This is a genomic window from Arthrobacter sp. 260, from assembly GCF_013116745.1.
Lineage (GTDB): Bacteria > Actinomycetota > Actinomycetes > Actinomycetales > Micrococcaceae > Arthrobacter_D.
Window position 1 is genome coordinate 16,634 of the sequence record NZ_JABFOE010000019.1, and the last position, 24,856, is coordinate 41,489.

Below are 24,856 nucleotides of genomic sequence, written 5' to 3' on the forward strand. Positions count from 1 at the left end.
GTCCTGTCAGGCGTGTTGGCGGGTTTCATGGACTGCATGCTCGGCTGGTTCGATCTGGAAGGTGCAGTGGCGGGTATCGAAATGGTTACGAAGACAGTGGGTCAGCCGGTCGAGAACCTGGTCCACTCCCTCTGCATTGAGGGTTTCGCCATCAACCACCACGTGGGCTGAAAAGACCGGGACCCCCGAGGTGATGGTCCAGGCATGGATATCGTGAACTCCCACCACCCCACCGACGCCCAGAATGTGGTTGCGGATCATCTCAGAGTCGACACCCTTGGGTGCCGCTTCAAGCAGTACGTTGATGACTTCCCGGAGGAGGCTCCACGCACGCGGGAGGATCATCAGCGCTATGGCTATCGAGGCCAGGGCATCAGCCTGGAGAAAATCGGTAGTTGCGATGACTATTGCCGCCACGATTACCGCCACCGAGCCCAGGAGGTCACCCAGTACCTCCAGGTAGGCCCCCCGCAGGTTCAGGCTTTCGGCCTGTCCGTCACGCAGGATCAGGAGACAGGCCAGGTTGGCTGCCGCGCCGATCACTGCTGTCACAATCATTACGTCGGTACGAATGTCGGGAGTGGTGGAGATTCGCCGCAACGCCTCGATCAGGATGACAACGGCGATCACCACCAGGATGATCGCGTTTGCAAGCGCGGCGAGCACCTCAGCCCGTTGGTACCCATAGGTGCTTCGCCGGGTGGCGGGGCGCGTGGCGATCCAGGCGGCGAAGAGGGCGATCGAGACGCCCGCCGCGTCCGAGAGCATATGACCCGCATCGGCCAGCAGCGCCAGCGAACCCGAAAGAACCGCGCCCAGCACCTGGACGACCACGATCGTCAAGGTGATGGCCACGACAAGTATCAACTTCCGGCGATGCTTGTTGGTTGCGGTGCCCTGCGGCAACCCATGATCGTGCGCGTTCATGTACCCAAGTATCCGCCGAGCAGACCCGCCAGGCGAGTCGCGGCAGCCTGCCCTACCCCCAGCCCAGTTCGTGCAACCTGTCGTCGTCGATTCCGAAGTGATGGGCCACCTCGTGAATGACCGTAATGAGGATCTCCTCGATGAGTTCCTCGCGTGTCTCACAATGGCGCATCAGAGGCTGCCGGAAGATGCTGATGCTGTCCGGCAGGGAGCCCGCCTCCCACCAGGAGTCGCGTTCGGTCAGGGGGGTGCCCTCGTAAAGTCCCAGGAGCTCAGTGTCAGGGTCTTCGCCGGGGCCGGGCTCGTACTCCTCCCGAACAAAGATGGCGACGTTGTTCATGGTGCGCATCAGATCCTCGGGAATCTGGTCGATCGCGTCATCCACAGCTGACTCGAAGTCTTCAAGGGTCATCTCTATCGGCACACTCACGACTGTACCGCCGCGATCGGCCGACTGCTGCGGGCCGCAGCGACCGCCGTTTTGTGGAATCGTCGCGCAGGCCCTATAGTTTTATAGGTCCACAGCAGGGGAGAATTTCTTGCCTCGTGTGGTCCAGGCCCCCATCGTCTAGCGGCCTAGGACACCGCCCTTTCACGGCGGCGGCACGGGTTCGAATCCCGTTGGGGGTACGCAGGAGCAATTCGTTTCTAGGTAACACTAGGGCGGTCAGGAAGCGGCTGAGATGCTGGTAGGCTGAAGCTCTTGTAAAAAATGCAAGGCCCTGTAGCGCAGTTGGTTAGCGCGCCGCCCTGTCACGGCGGAGGTCGCGGGTTCAAGTCCCGTCAGGGTCGCTCAGGTTTGCCAGTTTCGACTGGTCGACCGCGGTGACTGTCGTAGGATAGTTGCACGGCTCTGTAGCTCAGTTGGTAGAGCGTTCGACTGAAAATCGAAAGGTCACCGGATCGACGCCGGTCGGAGCCACCAGCTAAAACCCCCGGTCAGCCGGGGGTTTTTTCTTTTTAATCACTTTTCAGCGGTACTAGCCGGATCAGGCGTCTGGTAGTACCGTGGTCACACCCCAAGTGTGACTGCCAGGGCAGGTGTGAGATGACCACCACTATTGCGATGCCTATTGTCCACGGCGTTGACCATACATTCGTCAACTTGCCGGACGGGCGCATGCACGTCGCCACACTTGGAACAGGCGATCCGGTGGTCCTCTTGTCAGGTTTCTCACAAACCTGGTGGGAGTGGCGCGAGGTTATGCCTGCCCTCGCCACTGCAGGGTTCCAGGCGATCGCTCCGGACCTGAGAGGCGAAGGCTGGAGCGAACTGCCCTTCGACGCGATCTCGCGCACGCAGCGGGCAGAGGATGTTCTGGCGCTGCTTGACGTGCTCGGCCACGGCCAGGTGAAGCTGGTGAGCCACGATATGGGTGCGATCACGGCGTACCAGCTCGCCCTGGACTTCCCGGATCGGGTGTCTGCCCAGGTAATCCTGGCGGTACCACCCCCTCAACTGAGATTCTCCCCCGACATGGGCCCCGGGATGCGGCATCTTTGGCATCAGGAAGTGCTCGCGGTCCCCGTCCTCGGGCCGGCTCTCCTGCGTGAGGGCCACCTGCCGCAGCAGTTGTTTTCGCGGTTCTCCGCTCGCACCCTCAACCCTGATGTCCTGGCGCTCTACATCGCGTTGCTGCGGGATATAGAACTCTCCCGCGCTGCCGCGCCCCTGTGCCGGCGGATGGTGCTCCCCGAACTGGGGAGGATCGTGCGGGGCACATACCGTCGGGAACGGTTTGCCATGCCATCTCTCTTCATTTTCGGCACGGCTGATATTGGGTTCCCTCCAGACATCACCCGCAAGGTCTTCGCTGACACCACCACCATCGGCTCCGATGTGAGGCTTGCTCTGGTGGAGGGCTCCGGGCATTTCGTCGTCGATGAGGACCCGGATGCCACAACGGCGCTCATCGTGGACTTCTTCGCGACGGCATGACACCCGGCCACGCCCTGCAGGCGCAGACACACAAATGCCCCGCGGCCCTGAAGTGCGGGACGCGGGGCATTCGGTAAATCGGCTCAGATGGCGTCTACCTAGACAGTGTCAGGGCGGGTGTCGTCATCCTGGTTCTGGAACGGCGTTTCCTCGACCTTGGCTGGGTTGCCGCCGCTGGGGCCCGTCGTCGCGGAACCGGTGGACGATGACGATTTGGCGTCGTCCGCCTTGTCGCCGCGGTGCAGTGCGCCCGTAACAGTCTCTTTGGCCTTCTTGACGGCGTCGCCGGCCTGCTCCTGCACCTCGGGCATCTTGTTCTTCAGGGTCGAGGTTGTGTCTGCGACAGTCTCCTGTACCTTCGGGTTGTTCCACAGCTCGTCTGCTTTGGTCTTCAGCTGCTCATAGCTTTCCCTGCCGGCACGCGAGCCGAGCACATAGCCTGCGGCCATGCCTGCTGCGAATACAAGTTTGTTCTTCAAAATGGTGCTCCTGTCTGATTGTCCAAGGGGTCGTGGAAGGCTGATTGATCCGTTTTGTTGCCGGATACCCACCAAGCTCATAAGTAACCTTAGTTTATTTCCGACGTTCCTGACAGTTCTCCGCCGACGGCCTGCCTCTGACCTCAGCGACGTCCCGCGTTCAAGGCCAGCTGCAATTCGAACCGGACCTGGGGATTCTCCAGGTCCTCGCCGAACGCTTCCCGTAGCTGTGTCAGCCTGTAGCCCACCGTCTGGGGATGGATCTGCAGTTCGGCAGCAATCGGAGCCCGCTGACCCCAGTGCTTCAACCAGGACAGAAGTGTCTGCACCAGCCGCTCCCGCTGCGCCGGCCGGAACCCGTCCAACGGGGCCAGGCGGCGCTGGGCAAGTTCGGTGATTGCGGTGGGCTCCGCGCCAAGAATTACCTGAGCGAGGTGCTCATCAGCCCAGACCGGCGGATCCGCTGGCCCTTCCCGCGGGGGGAACACCGTGGCCGCCAAGACCGCAAGCCGCAGAGAATCAGGCACCCGTTCCCAGCCCCCGGCGGGTCCAACAGCCGCAGATCGTCCCTGCAGGGCCTTCGAGAGGGCCCTACGCGTTGAAGGGGTGTCGCGGGTAGGGATCAGCACCACCGCATCCGTTTCGCGTTCGACCAGGAGGGACCCGGGGTCCAGCTGTCGCCGTAAGCCCGCCGCACGGTCCAGGGGAAGGGTGACCACCGTCAACTGTGCCGGAAGGGCCCAGTCGGCAATCGACGCCGCCTGCCGCAGTGCCGCCTCATCCGCCTGGCCCGAGAGGAGCAGTTCCAGGAGTTCGGTGCGCCGCCGGTCAACGGCACCGGCACGCTCGGACTGTTCGAATGCGTACGCCTCGGCGCTGACCGCCGATAGCTCGTCAATATAGGCAAGGATTGACTCGCCCAGGTTCACCACCACATCGAGACCGAGGTCCTGCTTCATGGAGATCCTCGACATTTCCCGGAAGGTGACCCGGGCACCCATCCGGTAGGCGCTGAGCAGCGCGTCCATGCTTCGCCCCTGACGAAATTCTCCACTGCCCAGCCCAGCCACCAGCTGCCTGCTCTCCTCCGACAGGGCGGGCAGGCGGGTGCCGGGAAGTTGAAGGAAGCGTTCCAGTGCGACGGCGACTCCTCGGCGTAGCCCCCGCCCGAACCGACCCTCGATGGGCCGCGCATAGGTGGGAACCAGCTGAGGCACCGCCTCGATAATCGCTTCGACGACGCCCGGCATCATCGGCCGGAGCAGCCCGCTGATCTCCGCCGGCAGGGCCAGCCAGGGCGGATCCAGGGCGATGTTGGCCGGGTCATCTAGGGGCATGGAGCTCATAAGTGCCTCAGGAACTGTTTCGACGGGATAGTTTCGAGAGGTCAATCGTATGCCCTGCTAGGAGAACTGTTGCGGTGCTTATCTTAGACTTGAAGCATGATCCGGCTCCGTCGATTGGCACGCGCCGCATCCGTCCTGACTACTCCTCTCGCCGCTGAAGACATTCTTGCTCTCTTCAACCCGGTGTATTCGAGCCGTCAGCTGCGCGGTGTGGTCACTAAAGTGGTGTCCGAAACCCCTGATTCGGTCACCATCCACTTCCACCCCGGGTGGGGATGGAAGGCCCATCAGGCTGGCCAGTGGGCACGCATCGGCGTTGAGCTCGACGGCGTTCGCCATTGGCGCTCGTATTCGCTCAGTGCCGCGGCTGGAGAAGATCCCGCAATCACGGTGACCGACGCCGGTGCGGTATCTGGCGTCCTGGTGCGAAATACCAAGCCCGGTGACGTTCTCTTCCTCGCACCCCCCCAAGGTGAGTTTGTCCTTCCCGATCATCCCCGGCCACTCCTGATGCTCACCGCTGGCAGCGGTATCACCCCGGTCATGTCAATGGTGCGCACCCTGGTGCCACGCCGCCCGGATGCCGACGTCGTCCTCATCCACTCGGCCCGCACGCCCGCGGACAGCCTGTTCCTCGAGGAACTGAACGAGCTGGCCGACCAGTTTTCCAACCTGCGCGTGACCCACCTGTTTACCGCCGAGCGGGGCAGGCTTGACTTCCAGTCCGACGCCGATCTTGAGTTGCTCTGCCCCGACTGGCGCGAGCGGGCAGCCTACGCCTGTGGTCCTGAAGGGTTCCTGGACGACGCCGAGGCGCTCTGGGCTGCCCAGCCCGAATTGCCCGCGGAACACGCAGCGACGGAACGGAGCACGCTCACGATCGAGCGGTTCAGCACGAACCTGGCGGGCGGCGACGGGCACGACGGCGGGCTGGTGCAGTTCGAGGCCTCCGACCGCGAAGTCGAGGCCGACGGCGACACCCCACTCCTCGACGTCGGCGAAGACGCCGGAGTCCTCATGCCCAGCGGATGCCGCATGGGCATTTGCCACAGTTGTCTCACCCCCTTGCGTGCCGGACAGGTTCGTGATCTGCGCACTGGGGAAGTCCACGGGGAACCCGGCCAATTAATTCAGACGTGTGTCTCGGCAGCTGCCGGACCCGTCAATCTGGACCTTTAAGGAGCACCACCGCATGACCACACTGACTGAACGCACCGAAACCAAGCCTGCAGTTACCCGGCCCGGGGCGCTCGCCGCAACTGGGCATCCCCTGGTTCGGCCGCCGGCCGCCGCGCATCTGTCTGATGAGCAGGTCGCTGAGCTGGGCCGTGAGCTGGATGCGGTTCGTGACGAGGTGCTCGCGAAGCGCGGAGCCACCGACGCCGCGTACATTCGCCGGGTCATCAAGGTGCAGCGCGGGCTGGAGATCGGCGGCCGCGCCGCTCTGCTGGTGGGACGCAACAAGGCAGCCTGGGTGGCTGGCACCGCCATGCTGAGCGTCGCCAAGATCCTCGAGAACATGGAAATCGGGCACAACGTGCTTCACGGCCAGTGGGACTGGATGCGGGATCCCGACATTCACTCCACCACCTGGGAATGGGACTTCGTCACCCCGGCCCGGTCTTGGCAGCACACTCACAACGACCTCCACCACCGCTGGACCAACGTGGTCGGCAAGGACCGTGACGTCGGATACAACCTGCTGCGCATGGATGCTGACCAGCCGTGGACCCCCTTCAACCTGGGTAACCCGCTGTATAACGCCATCCTGGCGCCCGTCTTCGAATGGGGGATTGCCCTGTACGACCTGGAGATCCCCGAGTACAAGGAGGGGCTGAAGTCCAAGGAGGACATGAACCGCGACCTCAAGGCCGTGGGCGTGAAGGCTGTCAAGCAGTTCACCAAGGATTACGCGGCCACCCCAGCAGTCGCCATGCTGACCGGCTCCGGCAAGCAGGCGCTATACGGCACGCTGGCCGCCAATGCTATCCGCAACGTCTGGGCGCACGCGGTGATCTTCTGTGGGCACTTCCCCGAAGGTACTGACACGTTCACCGAGGAAATGGTCGAGGGCGAGACCCGGGGCGACTGGTACGTCCGTCAGATGATTGGGTCAGCCAACATCTCCGGGTCCAAATTCATGCACCTGATGACCGGGAACCTGTCGCACCAGGTGGAGCACCACTGCTTCCCCGACCTGCCGTCCAACCGCTACGCCGAGGTCGCCGTGAAGGTCAAGGAAATCTGTAACCGCTACGGCCTGCCCTACACCACCGGACCCCTGCCCAAGCAGGTTGCGTCCACCTGGGCCAAGGTCTTCAAGCTCGCGCTGCCCGACACCGGGCGCTTCTCGCTGAAGAAAAAAGCCGAAACAGCGGGCGCCAGCTAGACAGCCGCCCAGAAAGCGCCCCGGTCAAGGAGAAGACCGGGGCGCTCGTGCGTTAAGTACCATTGACATGTTCAGTTCGTAGCCGGCCAGATCAGGAGTTGCTTGGGTGTTGAGACCGCGTTTCGCTGTCGCCGCCGCCATGCTGGCGCTGGCATGTTCCCTCACCGGGTGTGTCGGCTCAACGCCCGACACCGCTGGCACCGCGATCGAGCTTCCAGACATCGTCACCGAGACGCCCACTACCGAGGCGCCGGCTACCGAGGCGCCCCCTACCGAGGCGCCCGCTCCGGAGCCAACCGGCGACACGACGGACCGGGGCAACGGACCTGAAACCGACGGCGATGCCGGGACCACAGAGCCGGGGCCCGCGGACGCCACGGCGTCCCCGGCACCCGGCGCCACGGAAACCGCACAGCCGGACTCGTCGCAGCCGGAAACCACAGACCCACAGACGTCCCTCAAGGACTGCGTCATCGTGGCGGCAGGCGTGTCCTCGATCCTGCTCGCCCCCCTCAGCCTTCTGGGTGGCACCGACAGCGACAACGTCGACCGGTTGCACGAGCAGATTGATGACCTGCGGTCAATGGTTCCACCAGAACTTGCCGATGACTTTGACCGGCTGCAGGACGTGGTTCCCGCCAGCACCCAGGACGGTGGGACCTTCGACGAAGCTGCGTACCGGGCCGCCGTCGCGCCCATCGAGGAGTGGCTGCACCAGCACTGCAGCGATCCACTCAAATAGTCCGTTTTCACTCGCCGACCCGTGGCCGTGCCTTCGTGGCGGGGTAACCGTTAGGCTGAGCACAACGAAAGGCGAGTACAGCAGATGGATGAGAAACGGACACCACCGCCGCAGCGACGGCCGATGGACGAACTGCCCGAGTTCCCGCATGATTCACCCTCGGGTGAGGTGACCCTGGCGAGTGGTCAGGAGGTCGCAACCGGCGGTCGAACCACCATTGCCGACCCCGCCGTGGCGAAGGTCGCAGCCATCGCCGCACGCAAGGTCCCGGGCGTCTACAGCCTCGGCACCGGGACGGGCAGGGCGCTGGGTGCCATCCGTGACGCCGTCGGCGGCAGCGATCTCAGCCAGGGCGTGCAGGTCGAGGTGGGCGAAACCCAGGTTGCCGTTGACATCGTCCTGGTGGCCGAATACGGCCACCCCCTCACCGGCGTCGCCGACCAGGTGCGTGCCGCCGTCTATCACGGGGTGCAGGAACTGGTGGGGCTGCAGGTGATCGAGGTCAACGTCGAGATCACCGATGTTCACGTTCCCGGATTGAATGATCCCAAAAGCCCTGACAAATCCCGCACAGCAGGTTAGGCCACATCATGACTCCCACAGCAGTTGGCATAGCGATCGGCGCCATCCTCGCCTTCACCGCCCTGATCTTCGGGTTCTGGGGCTTCCTCCTGATGACCCTGTTCCTGGCCGTCGGTGCCCTGCTCGGCCGGGTCGCTGAAGGCAAGCTGGATCTGGGCAGCGTCCGTGACGCGCTCACGGGCCGCCGCTCGTCCTCGTGAACGGCGCACCCTCGGGATTTGCGGGGCACAACCGGATCAGTACCCAGGCCCTGACCAGTACCGCCCAAGCCGTTGCCGCCGACGTCTTTGGCATACCGGCGCAACAAATCAAGGCAAGCTGGTCCGACGACCGGGGTCTGCTGGCGCTCCGCCTGTCGCTTCCGATCGGCGTGCCCTCACTGACCCGTGCGGCCCGCGAACCATCCCTGATCGGTGGTATCGGCGGGTCGATCTGGGACCGCACGCACGCCGCGAAGGCGCTGATCCTCCAACGGGTTGCGCACTTGAGTGGTTCACGGCTCAGCAGGGTCGACATCCGCATCACCGGTATCAGGCTGATTGAAGGGGGACGCACCAGGTGAGCGAACGGATAACGCAGCTGACCCAGCGGGTGGTGCGCCGAGAACTGCACTCATCGCGCGCCGCGCCCTCCATTGCTGCGGCGGTCCTTATTTCCGCCTTCTGCCTCTACGTAATGTTCGAAGCCGCGCTAAAGGCGACCGGGCAGGACCCGTGGCTGGTCGGCCCGGATCAGGCAGCCGGATGGGTGGGCAGCCTCTCCGACAACGTCGCGGCGGCACCGCTGGTCGGTGCCGGACTGCTGGTGTTCATTATTGGACTACTGTTCTTCCTCAACGCGGTGCTCCCGGGACGCCGGGCACGCCACACCATTCCCAACCCGCGCACCGCCATCGTGGTGGACTCCGAAGTGCTCGCATCGGCCCTGGCGCGCCGCGCGCGGGTGGCCGCCGGGGTGACGGGTGACCAGGTGATGGTGACGGTAGGGCGCCGCGCCGTCGAGGTGCAGGTGCGCCCTACATCCGGCGTGCCGGTTGACGTCGAGGGGGTCCGCAGTGTCGTCGAGGACGAGTTGCGGCAGACCTCGGTCGAACCGCTGCCAGCCGTCCGGGTGGCAGTTGCGCCGTCGGGGGTGATCGGGCAGTGAACCAGACACCACGGATGCTGAACCGGGTGATGCTGGGTTTGCTCGGCGTCCTGCTCATGGCGGTTGGCGGGCTGGCCGTACTTCAGGTGGTCCCCGCCGTAGCGCGGTGGTGGCACGCGGTGGCAGCGGACCTGGGCCGGTCAATCGACGGCCTTCTCGAACGAACCACCCTCAGCGGTCAGCAGGACAGCTGGCTCTGGATTGTGGTGGCGCTGCTGATGCTGCTGATAGTCATTCTGATGGCAGTCTGGATTGCGGCGCAGGGCCGCGGCCGCTCGGGAACCCTGGCACAGGATTACACCGACGGTGAGGACGGCGAGGAAGCCGCCGGGCGGATCATCGTCAACGGCTCAGTGGCAGAGCAGGCGCTGAAGTCAGCCCTGCTGGAGCGCAGCGACCTGGTGAACGCCACCGTCACCACCTTCGAGTTCGGCGGGGAACCGGCACTGAAAGTGAAGGTGTTTCCCCGACCTGGCGTCTCCCCGCACGAGGTGGCAACCGAGGTCACGGAGCTGGTCGAAGCCCTGGACCTGATGGTGGGACGGCAGACGCCGGTGCTGATCAGTATCAGCGCCGGCGCCCGGGCCCGTTTCACCCGGGTGGAACGGGTTCGCTAACTGGCGGACTCCGCGGCCACCAGCCACACCGAAGCATTGGCAGTGAGCCGACCGCCGTCGACCGATGCCTCGCCGCTGGCCAGGATCACCCGGTGGTCATTCGGAAGGTCAATCGTCTCGGCGCCCATGTTGGCGAAGACCAGGACCTCGCCGTTGCGGTAGGAAAGCACCCCCTCCTGGGGGCTGTTCAGGGGGGTCCATTCCAGGCGGCCGGTCCCCAGCCCGTGACTGCGGCGCAGGCCGAGGGCGCTGCGGTACAGCTCGAAGGTGGAGCCGTCCACACCCACCTGCTGGTCGGCGGCGTAGCCGGCAAAACTGGTCGGCTGCGGCAGCCAGGGGGCTGCTCCCGGTGCGCTGACGGCGTCGTACACGCCGAAGCCAAAGCCCGGGGCCTCGGCCACCCAGGGCAGGGGCACGCGGCACCCGTCCCGACCGATCTCGCTCCCGCTGGTGCGGGCGTAAGTGGGGTCCTCGCGGACGCCGTCGGGAAGCGTGGTGTGCTCCGGCAGGCCCAGCTCGTCCCCCTGGTAGAGGTACGCGGAACCCGGAAGCCCCAGCATCACCAGGGCCGCGGCCCGGCCTCGCGCCAGGCCCAGGGACTCATCCGGCTGTTCGTGCTGTGAGCCCAGACCCTTCGGGAACTGGGTCGGATCCTCGAGCCCAAACCGGCTGGTGTGCCGGACGGTGTCATGGTTGGACATCACCCAGGTGCTCGGGGCGCCTACCTTCCCGGCTTCAGCCAGCGACTCGGTGATGCTGCTGGTCAGCTGGGCGGCGTCCCAGCCAGCCAGCAGAAAGTCAAAGTTGAACGCCTGCTGCATTTCATCGTGGCGGACATACCGGAAGAGGCGTTCGGCTGGTTCAACCCAGGCCTCGGCGACCAGCATGCGGTCGCCGTCGTACTGGGCGAGGACCTTGTTCCACTCGCGGTAGATATCGTGCACGCCCGGCTGATCAAAGTACGGAGGGGTCGTCTCGGTGCTGGCACTGTCAGAGTCGGCAGCCTGGTCCGAGTGTCCGCCGTCGATCATGCGAGCCTGCTCGGCCCAGTCAGGCAGGCCCTCGGCTTTGACCATGCCGTGTGCGACGTCTATGCGGAAGCCGTCCACACCGCGGTCCAGCCAGAACCGCAGCACCGAGACCATCTCGGCCCGTACTTCGGGGTTGTCCCAGTTCAGGTCCGGCTGCTTGGTGTCGAAGAGGTGCAGGTACCACTGGCCGTCGTCGAGCCGTGTCCACGCGTTGCCGCCGAAGATCGACTGCCAGTTGTTAGGTGGCAGCTCGCCTGCCGGGCCCTTGCCGTCACGGAAAATGTACCTGTCGCGTTCGGGTGAGCCGATCGCAGCGGCCTTGGCGGCCTTGAACCAGTCGTGCTCGTCCGAGGTGTGGTTCGGGACCAGGTCCACGATCACCTTCATGCCTGACTCGTGGGCCTCGGCGAGCATCGAATCGAAATCGGCGAGTGTGCCGAACAGGGGATCCACGTCGCGGTAGTCGGCGACGTCGTAGCCTGCGTCCGCCTGCGGGGAGACGTAGAACGGGGACAGCCAGATGGCATCCACCCCCAGGTTACGGAGGTAGGGGAGCCGGCTCCTGACGCCGGGCAGGTCGCCCATGCCGTCGGCATTGCCGTCGGCGAAGGACCGGGGGTAGATCTGATAAATCACCGCGTCCGCCCACCACGGGCTCTGGGTAGCGGGGGCGTCGGTCGAGTGGCTGACAGCGGGTGCCGGGGCAGTCATTTACTCTCCTAGGAGAATTGTGGGGGCAGGGCGCGAGTCACGATTTGGTATCAAAACGGTGTGACTTTTGGCACATGTATTGTCGCAAAGTACGTAAGCGCTTACATTCATTTTACCAAACGCTGAGGCGGGGCGCGTTTTGTGAGGTGCCGCCGCCAGACAAAGGAGTCTATTCATGGCGACAATTCGCACCAAGAAAACGCTGCTGCCACTTGCGGCACTGAGCGTACTGACACTGGCCCTCTCTGCCTGTGGCGGCGGGTCTACGGATGACGACGGCGGCGGCAACGAGCCGGCTGCTGACTGTGCCGCTTACGAAACCTACGGCACCTTTGAAGACGCCGAGGTGAGCGCCTACTCAACCATCGTCGACGTTGAGGCCGAGCGGCTGGAAGGCGCTTGGGCAGACTTCTCCGAGTGCACGGGGATCGAGGTGGTCTACGAAGGATCGCGGGAGTTTGAGACCCAGATCGGTGTGCGGTCCCAGGGTGGCACCCCACCAGACATTGCGATCTTCCCACAGCCCGGACTCCTGGCCGCTGAGGTTGCCGGCGGGAGCGTCCTGCCAGCACCGGCAGAGGTGGAAGCGCTGGTGGACGAGAACTGGTCGGAGGACTGGAAGGGGTACGGCACCGTTGACGATGTCTTCTACGCCGCACCCATGCTCGCCAGCATCAAGGGGTACGTCTGGTACGACCCGGCAACCTTTGAAGAGAAAGGCTGGGCGATCCCTGAAACCCTCGACGAGATGATGACCCTGACCGAGGAGATCGCCGCTGAGGGAACCATGAAGCCCTGGTGTGCTGGCTTCGAATCCGGTGAGGCGACTGGCTGGCCGGGCACTGATTGGGTGGAGGACTACGTGCTGCGGCAGGCAGGTCCTGAGGTCTATGACCAGTGGATTGCCCACGACATCCCGTTCGACGACCCGCAGATCTCTGAGGCGTTTGACGCGGTGGGCGACATCCTCAAGAACGACGATTATGTCAATGGTGGATTCGGGGACTCCCGGTCGATCTTGTCGACCCCGCACCCTGATGCCGGGCAGCCGGTGCTCGACGGCGCCTGCGCCATGCATCACCAGGCATCGTTCCAGGCGTCCAACTGGCCGGAGGGAACCACAGTCGCTGAAGACGGCGACGTGTGGGCCTTCATCACGCCGGGCGTCGAGGCTGGCGCCAACGCGGTGACCGGCGGCGGTGAGTTCGTAGCGGCCTACGCGGACCGTCCCGAGGTTGTTGCGCTCCAGACCTACATGGCAACCGGAGAGTTCGCCAACGCACGGGTTGAGCAGGGTGGGGCAATCAGCGCGAACCTGCAGCTTGACCCAGCACTGGCAACGTCCGACCTGGACCGCCAGTCCATCGAACTGCTGCAGAGCGAGGAGACAGTATTCCGCTTCGACGCATCTGACCTGATGCCGGGTGCAGTCGGTTCCAACTCGTTCTGGAGCGGAATCGTCGAGTGGATCAATGGGTCGGAGACCGCGGAGGTCCTCGACACCATCGAGAGCTCCTGGCCGCAGTAACCGAAGTGACCAACCCGGCGTTCCCCCGAGCAGGAGGAACGCCGGGTTTGGCCTGACAGTTTTCACCCAGCGCTCGATGCAGCGCGCACATATTGTGCCCAACCTTTATCGCACCAAGGAGGCTGCGTAATGGAGGATCTTGGCAATAAGTTCCTGCAGGTAGTGGTGGCGCTGGCCATATTCGCCGCCATTATCGGATTAATCATGCTCATTGTTGATCGGGCGCCCAAATCAATTCGCGACCGGGTGACGATTGCAGGTTTCCTGGCTCCGGCGGCGATCCTCCTCGTCGTCGGTATGATCTGGCCCGCTGTGCAGACCACTTTCCTGGCGTTCACCGACCGTGAGGGGAACGTCAACGGGATCGAGAACTTTGTCTGGATGTTCACCGAACCCACCGCTCTCATCACCCTCCGCAACACGGTGCTGTGGATGGTCCTCGTTCCCATCCTCGCGACCGGTATCGGGCTGGTGTACGCGGTGATCATCGACAAGGCGCGGGGGGAGCGGACGCTCAAGGCGCTGGTCTTCATGCCGATGGCCATCTCAATGGTCGGTGCAGGGGTCATCTGGCGGTTCATTTACGCCTACAAGGGTCCGGAGCAGGAACAGATCGGTCTCCTCAACCAGATCCTGGTCTGGTTTGGTGGTGAACCTCAGCAGTTCCTGCTCGATGCACCGGGCAACACCTTCTTCCTGATCGCCGTAATGATCTGGATCCAGGTGGGCTTCGCCATGGTGATCCTGTCCGCAGCCATCAAGGGTATCCCCGCCGAAATCGTCGAGGCATCCCGTTTGGACGGGGCCTCGGCGTGGCAGCAGTTTAAGGACATCACCATTCCCTCAATCCGCGGAGCACTCGTGGTGGTGATTACCACCATTACCATCATCACGCTGAAGGTCTTCGACATTGTGCGCACCATGACTGCCGGAAACTATGACACGTCGGTGATTGCCAATGAGATGTACACCCAGGCGTTCCGGGCTGGCGAGCCGGGCCGCGGCGCGGCCCTGGCACTTGTCCTGTTTCTGATGGTCCTGCCGGTGGTCATCTACAACGCCCGCGTCCTCAAGCAGCAAAGGCAGATCCGATGAGTTCAACACCGACCATCCCGCCAGTGCCCGCTACTCCGCAGCCCAGCGACACGCCGTCGGCGGTGGAGCCGCCCATCACCCGTCGGGTAAAACAGCGCCTCACCTCCCGCGGAGCAACCATTGCCGCGATCATCATCGCCACCGTGTGGACTATCCCCACGGCTGGCCTCCTGATCTCCTCGTTCCGGCCCGAAGACAACATTCAGCGCAACGGCTGGTGGAATGTTTTCGCCGATTTCGAGGTCACCCTGGAGAACTACTCTGATGTTTTGGTCCCGGGCGGAAGCCAGTCGCCGAACCTGGGTGACTACTTTGTGAACTCGCTGGCAATTGTCATTCCCGCCACCCTTATTCCACTGGTGATTGCGGCCATGGCAGCCTACATGTTTGCCTGGGGAAAGTTCAGGGGCAAGGACACCATGTTTGTGTTCATCTTCGCCCTGCAGATCATCCCGTTGCAGATGGCGCTGATCCCGCTGCTGCGATTGTTCGTCAACCTGCAGATCGGTGATGTGCAGCTGCTTCCGGCGGGGTCCTACGCCCAGCTGTGGATAGCCCACACCATTTTTGCTCTGCCACTGGCCATCTTTTTGCTCCACAACTTCATCGCCGAAATTCCGGGTGAGGTGATCGAAGCCGCCAAGGTGGACGGCGCCGGGCACGCGACCATCTTCTGGCGCATCATCATCCCGCTGTCGGTCCCGGCGTTGGCGTCCTATGCCATCTTTCAGTTCCTGTGGGTCTGGAATGACCTGTTGGTGGCACTCGTTTTCTCCGGTGGCACGCCCGACGTCGCCCCCATTACGCAACGGCTGGCCGAGCTCACCGGAACCCGTGGCAGTGAGTGGCACCGGCTGACAGCGGGTGCCTTCGTCTCGATGGTCGTTCCGTTGCTGGTGTTCTTCGGACTGCAGCGGTACTTTGTCCGCGGGCTGCTGGCGGGTGGCCTGAAAGGGTGATCCGCCATGACCAGCATTGACCATGTCGCCAGGTCAATCGGGGTCTCCACCGCTACGGTCTCCCGTGCGCTCCGCGGGCTGCCGGGGGTTTCGGCCGACACCAGGATGAAGGTCCTGGCTGCGGCGGAGGCGCTCGGGTATGTCCCGTCGTCGTCGGCCTCGGGGCTGGCGTCCGGCAGGACCATGGCGATGGGGGTGCTGCTGCCGCTAATTGAACGCTGGTACTTCTCTGCCGTGCTGGAGGGAGTGGACCGCCAGTTGCGCGCAGCCGGGTACGACCTGGTGGTGTTCAGCCTCGGCGGGACCGGAGTGAACCGTGAGCGGGTGTTCCACCGGTCAATCCTCCGCAAGCGGATCGACGCGCTCCTGGTGATGTGCATGGAACTTACCGATGATGAGCTCCAGTCACTGCACGCACTGGAGTCGCCAACCATCGTGGTCGGCGGGTCGGTCAGGGGCGTCCGGCACGTGGGGATCGACGACGACGCGGCAGCCCGCGACGCCGTCGAACACCTCATTTCGCTGGGGCACACGGACATCGCCCACCTGCGGGGCGGTGGGTCCTACGGTATCGAGTTCGAGGTGCCGCGCATCCGTGAGGAGGCGTATCTGGGCGCCATGGCAGCCCACGGTCTCGTGGTGCGCCCTGAATGGTCACTGTTCGGTGATTTCCGCTTCAAACAGGGCAAGGAGGCGGCGCTTGCGCTCCTGCAGGATCCCGCCGACCGTCCGACGGCCGTCTTCTGCTCGTCAGATGAAATGGCGTTTGGAGTCATCACTGCGGCGGCCGAGCTGGGCATCAGCATCCCGGATCAACTCTCGGTGGTGGGTATTGACGACCATGAGTTCGCGGAGCCGATGAACCTGACCACAATTCGCCAGCGCCCCGAGGAGCAGGGCGCCTATGCGACCGACCTTCTCCTCGCAGAACTGGAGGGTGCGCCACCGTTGGCGGTGCCGACGCCCCGACCGCACGAACTGATCATCCGGAACTCCACGGCGCCGCCCCGGGGGCATGCCAGAGGTCGCTAGACTCGGCAGATGGCTACCGAACTGATGTACCTCAACGACTTCGACGTGCTCACGGGCACCGCCCGCGTTCTCTCGGTCAGCGCCGACGACGACGGCCGCACCGACCTGGTACTGGACCGCACCTGTTTCTACCCCCGCGGTGGAGGCCAGGACTGGGACATGGGACGGATCCTGTCCTCCACCGGGGACACCGCGTTCGTCGTCGAGGAGGTTCGGCTGGATCCAGAGGGAGTGGTACACCACCTCGGTGCCGGCCCTATCACTGAAGGCGGCGAGGTATCCCTTGAAGTCGATGCCGCTCGGCGGACTGCCAACACCCGGCTACACTCGGCGGGGCATGTGGTGGACCTGGCGGTGGAACGCCTGGGGTTACCGTGGGTTCCCGGCAAGGGTGCCCACTACCCGCACATGTCGTTCGTGGAATACAACGCCACCCTCGCGCCAGCTGATGTCGACACGGTCGTCGGGCAGATTCAGCGGGCCGCCCAGGACGTGATCGACGCGGGGAGCAGCAACGAGATCCGATTCATGCCGGTCTCCGAGATGGGCGAGTTCTGCCGCAATGTCCCGGACAATATTCCGACCAACAAACCCGCACGGATCGTCCTTTACACCCCAGACTTCGGTGTCCCGTGTGGTGGCACGCATGTGAAGGACGTCTCGGATATTGGCACCCTGACCATCACGAAGATCCGTTCGAAGAAGGGCCTCACCAAGGTCTCCTACGCGGTTGAAGGCGTCAACTAGGGCTAGCCGGCTAGTTGGCCCGCGCCAACTGTCGGATGGGGATCCAGCGGGACGCCAAGCGCCGGTAGGACGCAGCTGCCCCGGTCATGTCCCCTTCGGCGAGGCACTCGATGCCCAGGCGGACATCCATGGGTGACTCGTCCGGGAACACCAGGTCAGCGACCGGGCCGTAGTCCAGTTCCACCACGGCGTCCAGGCGGAAGAGTTGCAGCCACCCGATGATGTCGGTCAGGTCATCAAGCAGGTCGAGCTCCGGCGCGGCGATAGCCAGCGAGGCCATCGCGTGCTTGGCACGCTCAATGCACTCGTGCACCGCTGCCGCGACGCGGACGGTGCGCACCTTCCCGCCGTCCTCGATTACTTCGGTGAGGTCATCCTCATGGATCAGGACGAACCACGAAAAGGGGATCCCCCAGGTCGCTGAGCGGGTGTGCAACTTGGCAGTGGTCTCCGCGACGGTCTCGGGGTCAAGCCGCGCCTGGTGGGCGTCCGTGGCGGCTTCGGGGAGGAGCACGTCCACCAGCGGTCCGCGGATGGTCTGGCCCAGGGATTCCGCGGCCAGGGAGGTGCGCACGGCCAACTGGTTGGGGCAGTAGTACTGGGTTGTGGTGCCGTTGGTGCCGGGGAAGTGCAGCACCCGGACCAGGTCCGCTCCGTGGTGGGGGAAGGGGTCGGACACCTGCCGGAGGATCCGGTGCAGCGAATTGGTTCGCTCGATCCCCTCGGTGACCAAGCGGTCACGTGACCGCTGTTCGAGGATGACCAGCTGCTGGGCATCGCTGAACGCCTCAAGCGGCTCGTAGACCCTGAGGTAGGACACATAGGGGAAGGTGTGGCCCGTGGCGGCTGGGCCGATGGCCGCCATCAGCTACCCGAGCTCCACGATGACTGGGGCATGGTCGGACGCGCCCTTGCCCTTACGTTCCTCGCGGTCAATCGATGCGCCGGTCACGCGTTCCGCCAGCGCAGGAGAGGCCAGCACAAAGTCGATTCGCATGCCCATCTTCTTGGGAAAGCTCAGCTGTTTGTAGTCCCAGTACGTGTACACGCCGGGGCCGGGCGTGTGAGGCCGGGCGACGTCGGTGAAGCCCGAACTTTCGAAGGCGTGGAACGCCGCACGCTCCTGGGGGCTGACATGGGTGTAGCCCTCCCGCTGGAACAGGTCAATGTCCCAGACATCCTCATCCCGGGGGGCGATGTTCCAGTCACCGGTGAGCGCGATTTGCGCCGACGGGTCAGCCTCGACCCAGCCGAGCGCCTTGGCCCGCAAAGTGTCCAGCCAGTCGATCTTGTACTGCATGTGCGGGTCGTCGAGGGACCGGCCGTTGGGCACATACAGGCTCCATACCCGGACGCCGCCGCAGGTGGCGCCGATCGCACGGGCCTCCTGGATCGGTTCCGCGTCTTTCCCGAAGGTCGGTTGGCCCTCAAAGGTGCGTTCGACGTCCGCGAGCCCCACCCGTGACGCGATGGCTACGCCGTTCCACTGGCTCAGGCCGAAGTGCGCCACTTCGTAGCCGTTGGCTTCGAAGAGCTCCCAGGGGAAGTTCTCGTCCTTGCACTTGGTTTCCTGAATCGCCAGCACATCGACGTCGGAGCGGGCGAGCCAGGCCTCGACGCGGTCGGCGCGGGCTCGGAGGGAATTGACGTTCCAGGTGGCTATCTTCACAGGGAACACGTTACCAAGGTCCTGTTGCGTCAGTCCCGCCACCAGGTGTCGAGGATGGTGACCGGGACGGTGCGCTTGTGCCGGGTGATGGCATGACGGCGTTCGATGGCCAGTGCGGCTGCCTCATCGATCCCCCGGCCTTCCAGATAGTCGTCGATCTGGTCGTAGGTGATCCCGAGTTCGTGCTCGTCGGTGCGGCCGGGCTGGAGGTCGAGCAGGTCAGCCGTGGGCACCTTCGCGTAGATCTGCTCGGGTGCGCCGAGCTCCTTCAGGAGCGTCCGGTTCTGGCGCTTGTTCAGGCCGAACAGGGGGAGGATGTCCGCGCCGCCGTCGCCGTACTTGGTGAAGAACCCGGTAACCGATTCGGCGCCGTGGTCAGTGCCGATGACCAGCAGGTTATGCTGCCCGGCGAGGGCGTACTGGGTGACCATCCGCGCCCGTGCCTTGATGTTCCCCTTGGTGAAGTCGGAGATGTCCTCGCCGGTCGCGGCGGCGTACTCCGCCTCGAATCCGTCGACGGCAGCGGCGACGTTGAAGGTGCGTTGGCTCTTCGGCTGGATGAACTCGAGGGCGGCCTGCGCATCATCCTCGTCGTGCTGCTCGCGGTAGGGAAGCCGGACCGCGATGAAATCGGCGTCGACACCCTCCTCGGCCAGCTCGGTCACGGCCAGCTGGGCCAGCCGGCCGGAGAGTGACGAATCGACTCCGCCGCTGATTCCCAGGACAAACCCCTTGGTGCCGGTCGCCCGGAGGTAGTCCTTCAGGAAGGTGACCCTGGCCCGGATCTCCGCGGCGGGATCAATGGTGGGCTGCACACCCATTTCCTCAATGATGCTGGCTTGGTTTTTGCGCATGGGGACAGGCTACTACGGGGGCGTAACGGGCACGTTACGGCAAATCACACACCGGCGCCGCCCTTCCGGCCGGCCCCGCCCCGGAGTGCTGGAGGGAACCGCTGACTACTGCTTGAAGGCCGCGTCGAAAGAGGTCCCGGACGGGGCGAAGTTGAACCTCTTCAGGAAGGCCAACGCCTCCGGGGCACCCTGCAACCGGTCCATCCCGGCATCCTCCCATTCCACCGAGATGGGACCGTCGTAACCGATGCTGGTGAGTGCCCTGAAACTGTCCTCCCAGGGCACATCACCGCGGCCAGTGGACACGAAGTCCCAGCCGCGGCGGGGGTCACCCCAGGGCAGGTGGGAGGAGAGGATGCCGTTCCGCCCGCCACCCATCCGCATCTTCGTGTCCTTGCAGTCGACGTGGTAGATCCGGTCGGCGAAGTCGGAGATGAACGCCACCGGGTCGATCTGTTGCCACATGAAATGGCTCGGATCCCAGTTGAGGCCGAACGCGGGGCGGTGGCCGATGGCCTCGAGGGCGCGCTGGGTGGACCAGTAGTCGTAGGCAATCTCTGACGGGTGCACCTCGTGCGCGAACCGGACGCCGCACTCATCGAACACGTCGAGGATGGGGTTCCAGCGGTCAGCGAAGTCCTGGTAGCCGGCTTCGACAACGTCCTGGGACACCGGAGGGAACATGGCCACGTACTGCCAGATCGAGGACCCGGTGAATCCCACGACCGTCCGCACGCCGAGTTTTTGGGCCAGCCGCGCGGTCAACTTCATCTCCTCGGCGGCGCGGGCCCGCACGCCGACGGGATCGCCATCGCCCCAGACCCGCGGTCCCACGATGGCCTGATGCCTGAAGTCGATCGGGTCATCGCAGACGGCTTGGCCCTTGAGATGGTTGGAGATGGCCCACACCTTCAACCCGTTGCGCTCAAGAATGTCGAGCCGCCCGGCGATGTACTCGTCGTCGTCCCAGCGCCAGGCATCCAGGTGGTCGCCGGAGACCGCGATCTCGAGGCCGTCGTAGCCCCACTCGCCAGCTAGGCGCGCCACCTCCTCGAAGGGAAGGTCGGCCCACTGGCCGGTGAACAGGGTGTAGTTGCGTGGCATGGGGTGCTCCTAGATGAGGGTGGGCTGGGCTGGATCCCAGTCTTCGGGAAGGGGATCGAGTGCCGCGGCGGAACTGGTCACAGGGACAAACTCGCCGGTGTCGATGGACTCGGCGGTCGCCACCATGGCATCAAGGATGTGGAACGCCGTCGACCCCTGCGCGCGGTGGGGTCGGTCCGCCCGGATGGCGCGTGCCATCTCGAGGACACCGGAGCCCCGGCTGAACACCGACCCGACGGCGGGGATAGTCTCCCAGTCCGCCGCGCCGTGCCGGTAGATCCTGACGTCGCCGTGGAACTCGTTCGGGTCGGGAAACGCGATGGTCGCCTCGGTGCCGGTGATCTCCACGAAACCGGTACGGGGCAGGGGCGAATCGAAGCTGAAGATGCTCTGCGACGACTGGCCGCCGTCGAACTGGGTGAGGGCGCTGACGTGGGTGGGAACGGACACCCGAAACTCCTCACCGGCAAGCGGCCCCGAACCGATCACCCGGGTGTCGCGGGCCCGGGAGCCGGCGGCGGCCACCCGCCGGATGGAGCCGAACGCCTGGACCAGGGTGGTGAGGTAGTACGGCCCAATATCGAACAGCGGTCCTGCGCCGTCCTGGAACAGGAAGGCCGGGTTGGGGTGCCAGGATTCCGGGCCGGGGGACTGCATGAGGGTTAGCGCTGTGAGCGGCGTCCCAATGTCTCCGCGCTGGATGCAGCGCAGGCCGGTCTGCAGGCCCGCCCCGAGGAATGTGTCGGGTGCACACCCCAGGCGGACTCCGGCCGCCTCCGCCGCGGCCAGCAACCCTGTGCCTGAACTCCGGTCGAGGGAGAACGGCTTCTCGGACCAGACGTGCTTCCCGGCGGCGACAGCGGCGAGGGCCACCGGCACATGCGCTGCGGGGGTGGTCAGGTTTATCACGATCTCCACGTCGGGGTGGGCCAGCGCAACCTCCACCCCTCCTGACAGGTCGACTCCGAACTCTGTTGCCCGGGCGCGGGCGGCATCCTCGAAAAGGTCAGCGACCACGTGCACGGTGAGATCAGGGAAGGCGGTCAGGTTGGTCAGGTACTCCTTGCTGATCACTCCGGCGCCGATCACCGCGACGCCGACCGGCCCCCTCACGCGCCAGCCCGGGCGAGCAGAAACCGCCGGCTTTCCTCGATCGCTGCGAAGAGGTCCCCGGCGCTGTCGTCGAGTTCGACAACGACCGTCTCGACCGCCGAAGACGCCTGGAGGACGCCTTCGATGTTCATCAGTCCCGCGCCGACAGCCACCTGCGATGTGGGGTCCCTGTCGATGGCGCCGTCCTTGAGGTGGATCAGCCGGACCCGCTCACCCAGACGCCCCAGCAGGGCAGCAGGATCCTGCCCGCCGACCGCCACCCAGTAGGTGTCCACTTCCAGGACCACCGCCGGGTCCAGATGGTCAGCCAGCACCTCGAGGCCGGTGCGGCCCTCGAAATCCGTCTCCACCTCGAACCAGTGGTTGTGGTATCCCACCTGGAGGCCGTACCTGGCCGCCACCGCGGCAGCATCGTTGAGCTGAGCGGCGGTGGCCGCGATGTCCTCGACCGACGCCCAGCGTGCCGGATCCACGAACGGGTCGATCACGGTGCGCATCCCGAGTGACTGGGCGGCCGCGCAGATGTCCTCCTGGTTCGCGGAGAGCAGGGGTGCGTGGCCGGACGGGGCTGCCAGCCCGTTGCGGCGCAGCGCCGCGGCCAACCGGTCGTGGTCGGCCGCAAAATTGTACGGTTCCACGCTGGTGAAACCCATCGCAGCGATCCGGTCGATGGTGCGGTCGAGATCGGCGACGAGAGCGTCGCGGACCGTGTACAGCTGGACTGACAGTTCCATGGATCTCCTGCGTGCTGTAGATCAGTTCAAACGGGCGTGACGGCGGTACCGGCCTGGGCGGCACTTTCCTCCAGCGCGGCCAGCACCCGCTGGGTGGCCAGCCCCTCCTCGAACGACGGCGACGGCGGTGTCCCCGAGTCGATCGCGGCGAGGAAATCGGCCGCCTGGCTGGTGAACGTGTGATCCCAGCCGAGGGTGTGCCCAGCAGGCCACCAAGCTCCAAGGTACGGGTGGGACGGTTCGGTGACCAGTATTTTGCTGTAACCCTGCAGCTCGGTGGGCACACTGCTGTCGAAGTATTGCAGCTCGTTGAGGTGTTCAAGGTCGAACCGCAGGCCACCACGGGAACCGTACACCTCGATCTGCAGCGAGTTCTTGCGCCCGGTGGCGAAGCGCGAGACTTCAAGGCTCGCGACGGCGCCGGAGGCGAGGCGCAGGGTGGCCCAGGCGGCGTCGTCGACGGTCACCGGTTCCGGGCCGTCCGGGCCGGGGCGCTCAGTGACGAAGGTGTTGACCGTCCCGGACACGGTGACCACCGGGTCACCGAGCAGGTACCCCACCTGGTCGACGGCGTGGGAGGCGAGATCGCCGAGGGCGCCCGAGCCAGCCGACGCCTTGCGCAGCCGCCAGCTCATCGCGGCGCGCTCGTCGGCCAGCCAGTCCTGCAGATAGCTCACGCGAATCTGGCGGACGTCCCCCACTCGCCCGCCAGAAATCAGGGACCGCGCCAGGGACAGCGCGGGGAGACGGCGGTAGTTGAACCCGACCATCGAGTGGACGCCCTGGGCGCGCGCGGCGACGGCGGCCGCGACCATCTGCTCGGCCTCGGCCACCGAATTGGCCAGCGGCTTTTCCACCAGGACGTGTTTGCCGGCCTGCAGGGCCGCGATCGCGAGCTCGGCGTGCAGATGACCCGGGGTGCAGATGTCCACGATGTGGATGTCGTCACGTTCCAGCACCCCACGCCAGTCGGTTGAGCTTTCGGCCCAACCGTACTGGGTTGCCGCCTCAGCCACCTTCCCGGCGTCGCGGCCCACCAGGAGCTGCTGTGCCACCCGGGGCGTCGGGTAGAACGCGTTCACGTTGCGCCAGGCGTTGGAATGAGCCTTCCCCATGAAGGAGTAGCCGAGCACGGCCACCCCCAGCGTGCCGGGCTCGGCAGCGGCTGCCGGGGCGGGGGTGGTCATAGGTGGTCTCCTTGAAACAGGGGCGTGCCGGTCCTGGGCGGGGTGATCGAGCGCAGGAACGCGAGGCCGTCTTGGGCGAGCCGGTCCTGGGACTCGGCGAGGGGCCGCCAGATGGAGGCGGCGGTGGCAATGCTGGCGTTGTGCGCCGTGAAGCTCTCAATGTTCAGGGGGCCCTCGTACCCGGCGGTGTCGAGGGCGTCCAGGATGGCTGTCCAGTCAGTCTGGTCGCCGCCCGGTGCGCCGCGGTCATTGCCACAGACCTGTAGGTGCACCAGGTGCTCTCCCGCAGCCCGGATGGCGTCCGCTGAGGAACGCTCCTCAATGTTCAGATGGTAGGTGTCCAGGGCCAGACCGAGGTGCGGGCCAAGGAGCGGGCCCAGCGCGTCAAGTCCCTGGGCGACGGTGTTGATGAGCGGCGTCTCGTACCGGTTCAGGGGTTCGACTCCGACGACGACGCCGGCGCCGGCAGCCTCGTCCACGAGCGGGGCAAGATTGCGGCGTAACTGCCGGTATGCGGCAGTTCGTTCGTCGTCGTCCATCCGCCACACCCGCCCGGTGGAGGAATAGAACGGTCCACAGACCGACGGGGCGCCGATGTCGTGCGCCAGCTGGATGCAGGCGCTGAGGTACCGCTGGGTCTGCAGGATGACGGAGTCGTCGGCGAGGATGAGGTCACGGCCCGGCGCCATTGCACCCACCAAATAGGGGTGCATCCCGTGCAGGGAACCGGTGACCACCTCTGCTGTGAAGTCGCCAATGTTCTCCAGGGGGAGTTCAACGGCGTCGAACCCCATGTCGGCAATGGACCCCAGCAGGGGAGGCAGGGTGGCGTCGGTGAGGGGGGAAACCCACACCCAGGTGTTGACACCGATGGGTCGCTGGAATGAGCTCTCCAAGGCCCTGCCTCCTCTCGCTGTATTGGGGT

27 protein-coding genes and 3 tRNA genes are annotated in these 24,856 nt (G+C 65.0%); 17 read left to right on the forward strand and 13 right to left on the reverse strand.

All coding sequences use genetic code 11. The features are described 5' to 3' along the window. Nucleotides 1-6: 6 nt before the first annotated feature. Both HMI57_RS16870 and HMI57_RS16875 read right to left on the reverse strand, forming a co-directional pair. A complete protein-coding gene (locus HMI57_RS16870) occupies nucleotides 7-927 on the reverse strand; it encodes a cation diffusion facilitator family transporter (RefSeq protein WP_171587161.1) in 921 nt (306 codons plus the stop codon). A 52-nt stretch (nucleotides 928-979) separates the two neighbouring features. Further along, nucleotides 980-1,339, reverse strand: a complete 360-nt coding sequence (locus HMI57_RS16875) for a metallopeptidase family protein (protein ID WP_171587208.1) — start codon at nucleotides 1,337-1,339, stop codon at nucleotides 980-982. Nucleotides 1,340-1,484: 145 nt separating this feature from the next. Here HMI57_RS16875 and HMI57_RS16880 point away from each other — a divergent pair. From HMI57_RS16880 to HMI57_RS16895, 4 genes are all read left to right on the forward strand, one after another. Continuing rightward, a tRNA-Glu gene (locus HMI57_RS16880) sits at nucleotides 1,485-1,557 on the forward strand. Nucleotides 1,558-1,645: 88 nt separating this feature from the next. Next, nucleotides 1,646-1,719: transfer RNA gene (locus tag HMI57_RS16885), tRNA-Asp, on the forward strand. A gap of 57 nt (nucleotides 1,720-1,776) precedes the next feature. Continuing rightward, a tRNA-Phe gene (locus HMI57_RS16890) sits at nucleotides 1,777-1,852 on the forward strand. Nucleotides 1,853-1,975: 123 nt separating this feature from the next. Next, nucleotides 1,976-2,866 carry an alpha/beta hydrolase gene (locus HMI57_RS16895; RefSeq protein ID WP_171587162.1) on the forward strand — a complete coding sequence of 297 codons (891 nt, stop codon included), beginning with the start codon at nucleotides 1,976-1,978 and terminating at the stop codon, nucleotides 2,864-2,866. 98 nt (nucleotides 2,867-2,964) lie between these two features. Here HMI57_RS16895 and HMI57_RS16900 read toward each other — a convergent pair whose 3' ends face one another. Together HMI57_RS16900 and HMI57_RS16905 are read right to left on the reverse strand one after the other, a co-directional pair. After that, nucleotides 2,965-3,345 carry a YtxH domain-containing protein gene (locus HMI57_RS16900; protein ID WP_171587163.1) on the reverse strand — a complete coding sequence of 127 codons (381 nt, stop codon included), beginning with the start codon at nucleotides 3,343-3,345 and terminating at the stop codon, nucleotides 2,965-2,967. A gap of 143 nt (nucleotides 3,346-3,488) precedes the next feature. Then, nucleotides 3,489-4,682: a helix-turn-helix domain-containing protein gene (locus HMI57_RS16905; RefSeq protein ID WP_171587164.1), complete on the reverse strand. Its 1,194-nt coding sequence runs from the start codon at nucleotides 4,680-4,682 to the stop codon at nucleotides 3,489-3,491. Between the two features lie 105 nt (nucleotides 4,683-4,787). Here HMI57_RS16905 and HMI57_RS16910 point away from each other — a divergent pair, with 105 nt between their 5' ends. From HMI57_RS16910 to HMI57_RS16945, 8 genes are all read left to right on the forward strand, one after another. Next, nucleotides 4,788-5,870: a ferredoxin reductase gene (locus HMI57_RS16910; RefSeq protein ID WP_171587165.1), complete on the forward strand. Its 1,083-nt coding sequence runs from the start codon at nucleotides 4,788-4,790 to the stop codon at nucleotides 5,868-5,870. A gap of 13 nt (nucleotides 5,871-5,883) precedes the next feature. After that, nucleotides 5,884-7,080 (forward strand): acyl-CoA desaturase, encoded by a 1,197-nt coding sequence (locus HMI57_RS16915; protein ID WP_171587166.1) that lies wholly within the window; start codon nucleotides 5,884-5,886, stop codon nucleotides 7,078-7,080. A 106-nt stretch (nucleotides 7,081-7,186) separates the two neighbouring features. Beyond that, entirely contained in the window at nucleotides 7,187-7,822 is a 636-nt protein-coding gene (locus HMI57_RS18910; protein ID WP_216607646.1) for a hypothetical protein, read from the forward strand. Nucleotides 7,823-7,906: 84 nt separating this feature from the next. Beyond that, on the forward strand, nucleotides 7,907-8,404 hold the full coding sequence (locus tag HMI57_RS16925) for an Asp23/Gls24 family envelope stress response protein (RefSeq protein ID WP_171587167.1): 498 nt from the start codon (nucleotides 7,907-7,909) through the stop codon (nucleotides 8,402-8,404). Between the two features lie 8 nt (nucleotides 8,405-8,412). Continuing rightward, the gene (locus HMI57_RS16930; protein WP_171587168.1) at nucleotides 8,413-8,604 is read left to right on the forward strand and encodes a DUF2273 domain-containing protein; all 192 of its coding nucleotides are present in this window, start codon (nucleotides 8,413-8,415) and stop codon (nucleotides 8,602-8,604) included. Then, on the forward strand, nucleotides 8,601-8,966 hold the full coding sequence (locus HMI57_RS16935) for a hypothetical protein (RefSeq protein ID WP_171587169.1): 366 nt from the start codon (nucleotides 8,601-8,603) through the stop codon (nucleotides 8,964-8,966). Before HMI57_RS16930 ends, HMI57_RS16935 begins: the two co-directional genes overlap by 4 nt. Continuing rightward, complete coding sequence (locus HMI57_RS16940) at nucleotides 8,963-9,550, forward strand: DUF6286 domain-containing protein (RefSeq protein WP_171587170.1); 588 nt, start codon at nucleotides 8,963-8,965, stop codon at nucleotides 9,548-9,550. The genes HMI57_RS16935 and HMI57_RS16940 overlap by 4 nt, the downstream gene beginning before the upstream one ends. After that, on the forward strand, nucleotides 9,547-10,167 hold the full coding sequence (locus HMI57_RS16945) for a hypothetical protein (protein WP_171587171.1): 621 nt from the start codon (nucleotides 9,547-9,549) through the stop codon (nucleotides 10,165-10,167). The genes HMI57_RS16940 and HMI57_RS16945 overlap by 4 nt, the downstream gene beginning before the upstream one ends. Here the strand turns inward: HMI57_RS16945 and HMI57_RS16950 are convergent. Continuing rightward, entirely contained in the window at nucleotides 10,164-11,909 is a 1,746-nt protein-coding gene (locus HMI57_RS16950) for an alpha-amylase family glycosyl hydrolase (RefSeq protein ID WP_171587172.1), read from the reverse strand. The genes HMI57_RS16945 and HMI57_RS16950 overlap by 4 nt on opposite strands. 175 nt (nucleotides 11,910-12,084) lie before the next feature. Between HMI57_RS16950 and HMI57_RS16955 the strand changes: the two genes are divergently transcribed. The 5 genes from HMI57_RS16955 (at nucleotide 12,085) to HMI57_RS16975 (ending at nucleotide 17,270) form a co-directional block, all read left to right on the forward strand. Continuing rightward, nucleotides 12,085-13,437: an ABC transporter substrate-binding protein gene (locus HMI57_RS16955; RefSeq protein WP_171587173.1), complete on the forward strand. Its 1,353-nt coding sequence runs from the start codon at nucleotides 12,085-12,087 to the stop codon at nucleotides 13,435-13,437. A 129-nt stretch (nucleotides 13,438-13,566) separates the two neighbouring features. Further along, complete coding sequence (locus tag HMI57_RS16960; RefSeq protein WP_171587174.1) at nucleotides 13,567-14,532, forward strand: sugar ABC transporter permease; 966 nt, start codon at nucleotides 13,567-13,569, stop codon at nucleotides 14,530-14,532. Continuing rightward, the gene (locus HMI57_RS16965; protein ID WP_171587175.1) at nucleotides 14,529-15,491 is read left to right on the forward strand and encodes a carbohydrate ABC transporter permease; all 963 of its coding nucleotides are present in this window, start codon (nucleotides 14,529-14,531) and stop codon (nucleotides 15,489-15,491) included. The genes HMI57_RS16960 and HMI57_RS16965 overlap by 4 nt, the downstream gene beginning before the upstream one ends. A 6-nt stretch (nucleotides 15,492-15,497) precedes the next feature. Continuing rightward, nucleotides 15,498-16,523: a LacI family DNA-binding transcriptional regulator gene (locus HMI57_RS16970; RefSeq protein WP_171587176.1), complete on the forward strand. Its 1,026-nt coding sequence runs from the start codon at nucleotides 15,498-15,500 to the stop codon at nucleotides 16,521-16,523. Between the two features lie 9 nt (nucleotides 16,524-16,532). Next, nucleotides 16,533-17,270 carry an alanine--tRNA ligase-related protein gene (locus HMI57_RS16975; protein WP_171587209.1) on the forward strand — a complete coding sequence of 246 codons (738 nt, stop codon included), beginning with the start codon at nucleotides 16,533-16,535 and terminating at the stop codon, nucleotides 17,268-17,270. Between the two features lie 10 nt (nucleotides 17,271-17,280). Here the strand turns inward: HMI57_RS16975 and HMI57_RS16980 are convergent, their stop codons facing one another. From HMI57_RS16980 to HMI57_RS17015, 8 genes are all read right to left on the reverse strand, one after another. After that, nucleotides 17,281-18,135 carry a hypothetical protein gene (locus HMI57_RS16980; protein WP_171587177.1) on the reverse strand — a complete coding sequence of 285 codons (855 nt, stop codon included), beginning with the start codon at nucleotides 18,133-18,135 and terminating at the stop codon, nucleotides 17,281-17,283. 3 nt (nucleotides 18,136-18,138) lie between these two features. Further along, on the reverse strand, nucleotides 18,139-18,939 hold the full coding sequence (locus tag HMI57_RS16985) for an exodeoxyribonuclease III (RefSeq protein WP_171587178.1): 801 nt from the start codon (nucleotides 18,937-18,939) through the stop codon (nucleotides 18,139-18,141). A gap of 29 nt (nucleotides 18,940-18,968) precedes the next feature. Continuing rightward, complete coding sequence (nadE, locus tag HMI57_RS16990; protein WP_171587179.1) at nucleotides 18,969-19,793, reverse strand: ammonia-dependent NAD(+) synthetase; 825 nt, start codon at nucleotides 19,791-19,793, stop codon at nucleotides 18,969-18,971. Nucleotides 19,794-19,898: 105 nt separating this feature from the next. Continuing rightward, the gene (locus HMI57_RS16995) at nucleotides 19,899-20,897 is read right to left on the reverse strand and encodes a sugar phosphate isomerase/epimerase family protein (protein WP_171587180.1); all 999 of its coding nucleotides are present in this window, start codon (nucleotides 20,895-20,897) and stop codon (nucleotides 19,899-19,901) included. Between the two features lie 9 nt (nucleotides 20,898-20,906). Further along, nucleotides 20,907-22,010 carry a Gfo/Idh/MocA family oxidoreductase gene (locus HMI57_RS17000; protein WP_171587181.1) on the reverse strand — a complete coding sequence of 368 codons (1,104 nt, stop codon included), beginning with the start codon at nucleotides 22,008-22,010 and terminating at the stop codon, nucleotides 20,907-20,909. Continuing rightward, nucleotides 22,007-22,744, reverse strand: a complete 738-nt coding sequence (locus HMI57_RS17005) for a sugar phosphate isomerase/epimerase (RefSeq protein ID WP_171587182.1) — start codon at nucleotides 22,742-22,744, stop codon at nucleotides 22,007-22,009. Before HMI57_RS17005 ends, HMI57_RS17000 begins: the two co-directional genes overlap by 4 nt. A gap of 26 nt (nucleotides 22,745-22,770) precedes the next feature. Further along, nucleotides 22,771-23,931: a Gfo/Idh/MocA family oxidoreductase gene (locus HMI57_RS17010; protein WP_171587183.1), complete on the reverse strand. Its 1,161-nt coding sequence runs from the start codon at nucleotides 23,929-23,931 to the stop codon at nucleotides 22,771-22,773. Continuing rightward, the gene (locus HMI57_RS17015) at nucleotides 23,928-24,827 is read right to left on the reverse strand and encodes a sugar phosphate isomerase/epimerase family protein (RefSeq protein ID WP_228721176.1); all 900 of its coding nucleotides are present in this window, start codon (nucleotides 24,825-24,827) and stop codon (nucleotides 23,928-23,930) included. The genes HMI57_RS17010 and HMI57_RS17015 overlap by 4 nt, the downstream gene beginning before the upstream one ends. Nucleotides 24,828-24,856 lie beyond the last annotated feature (29 nt).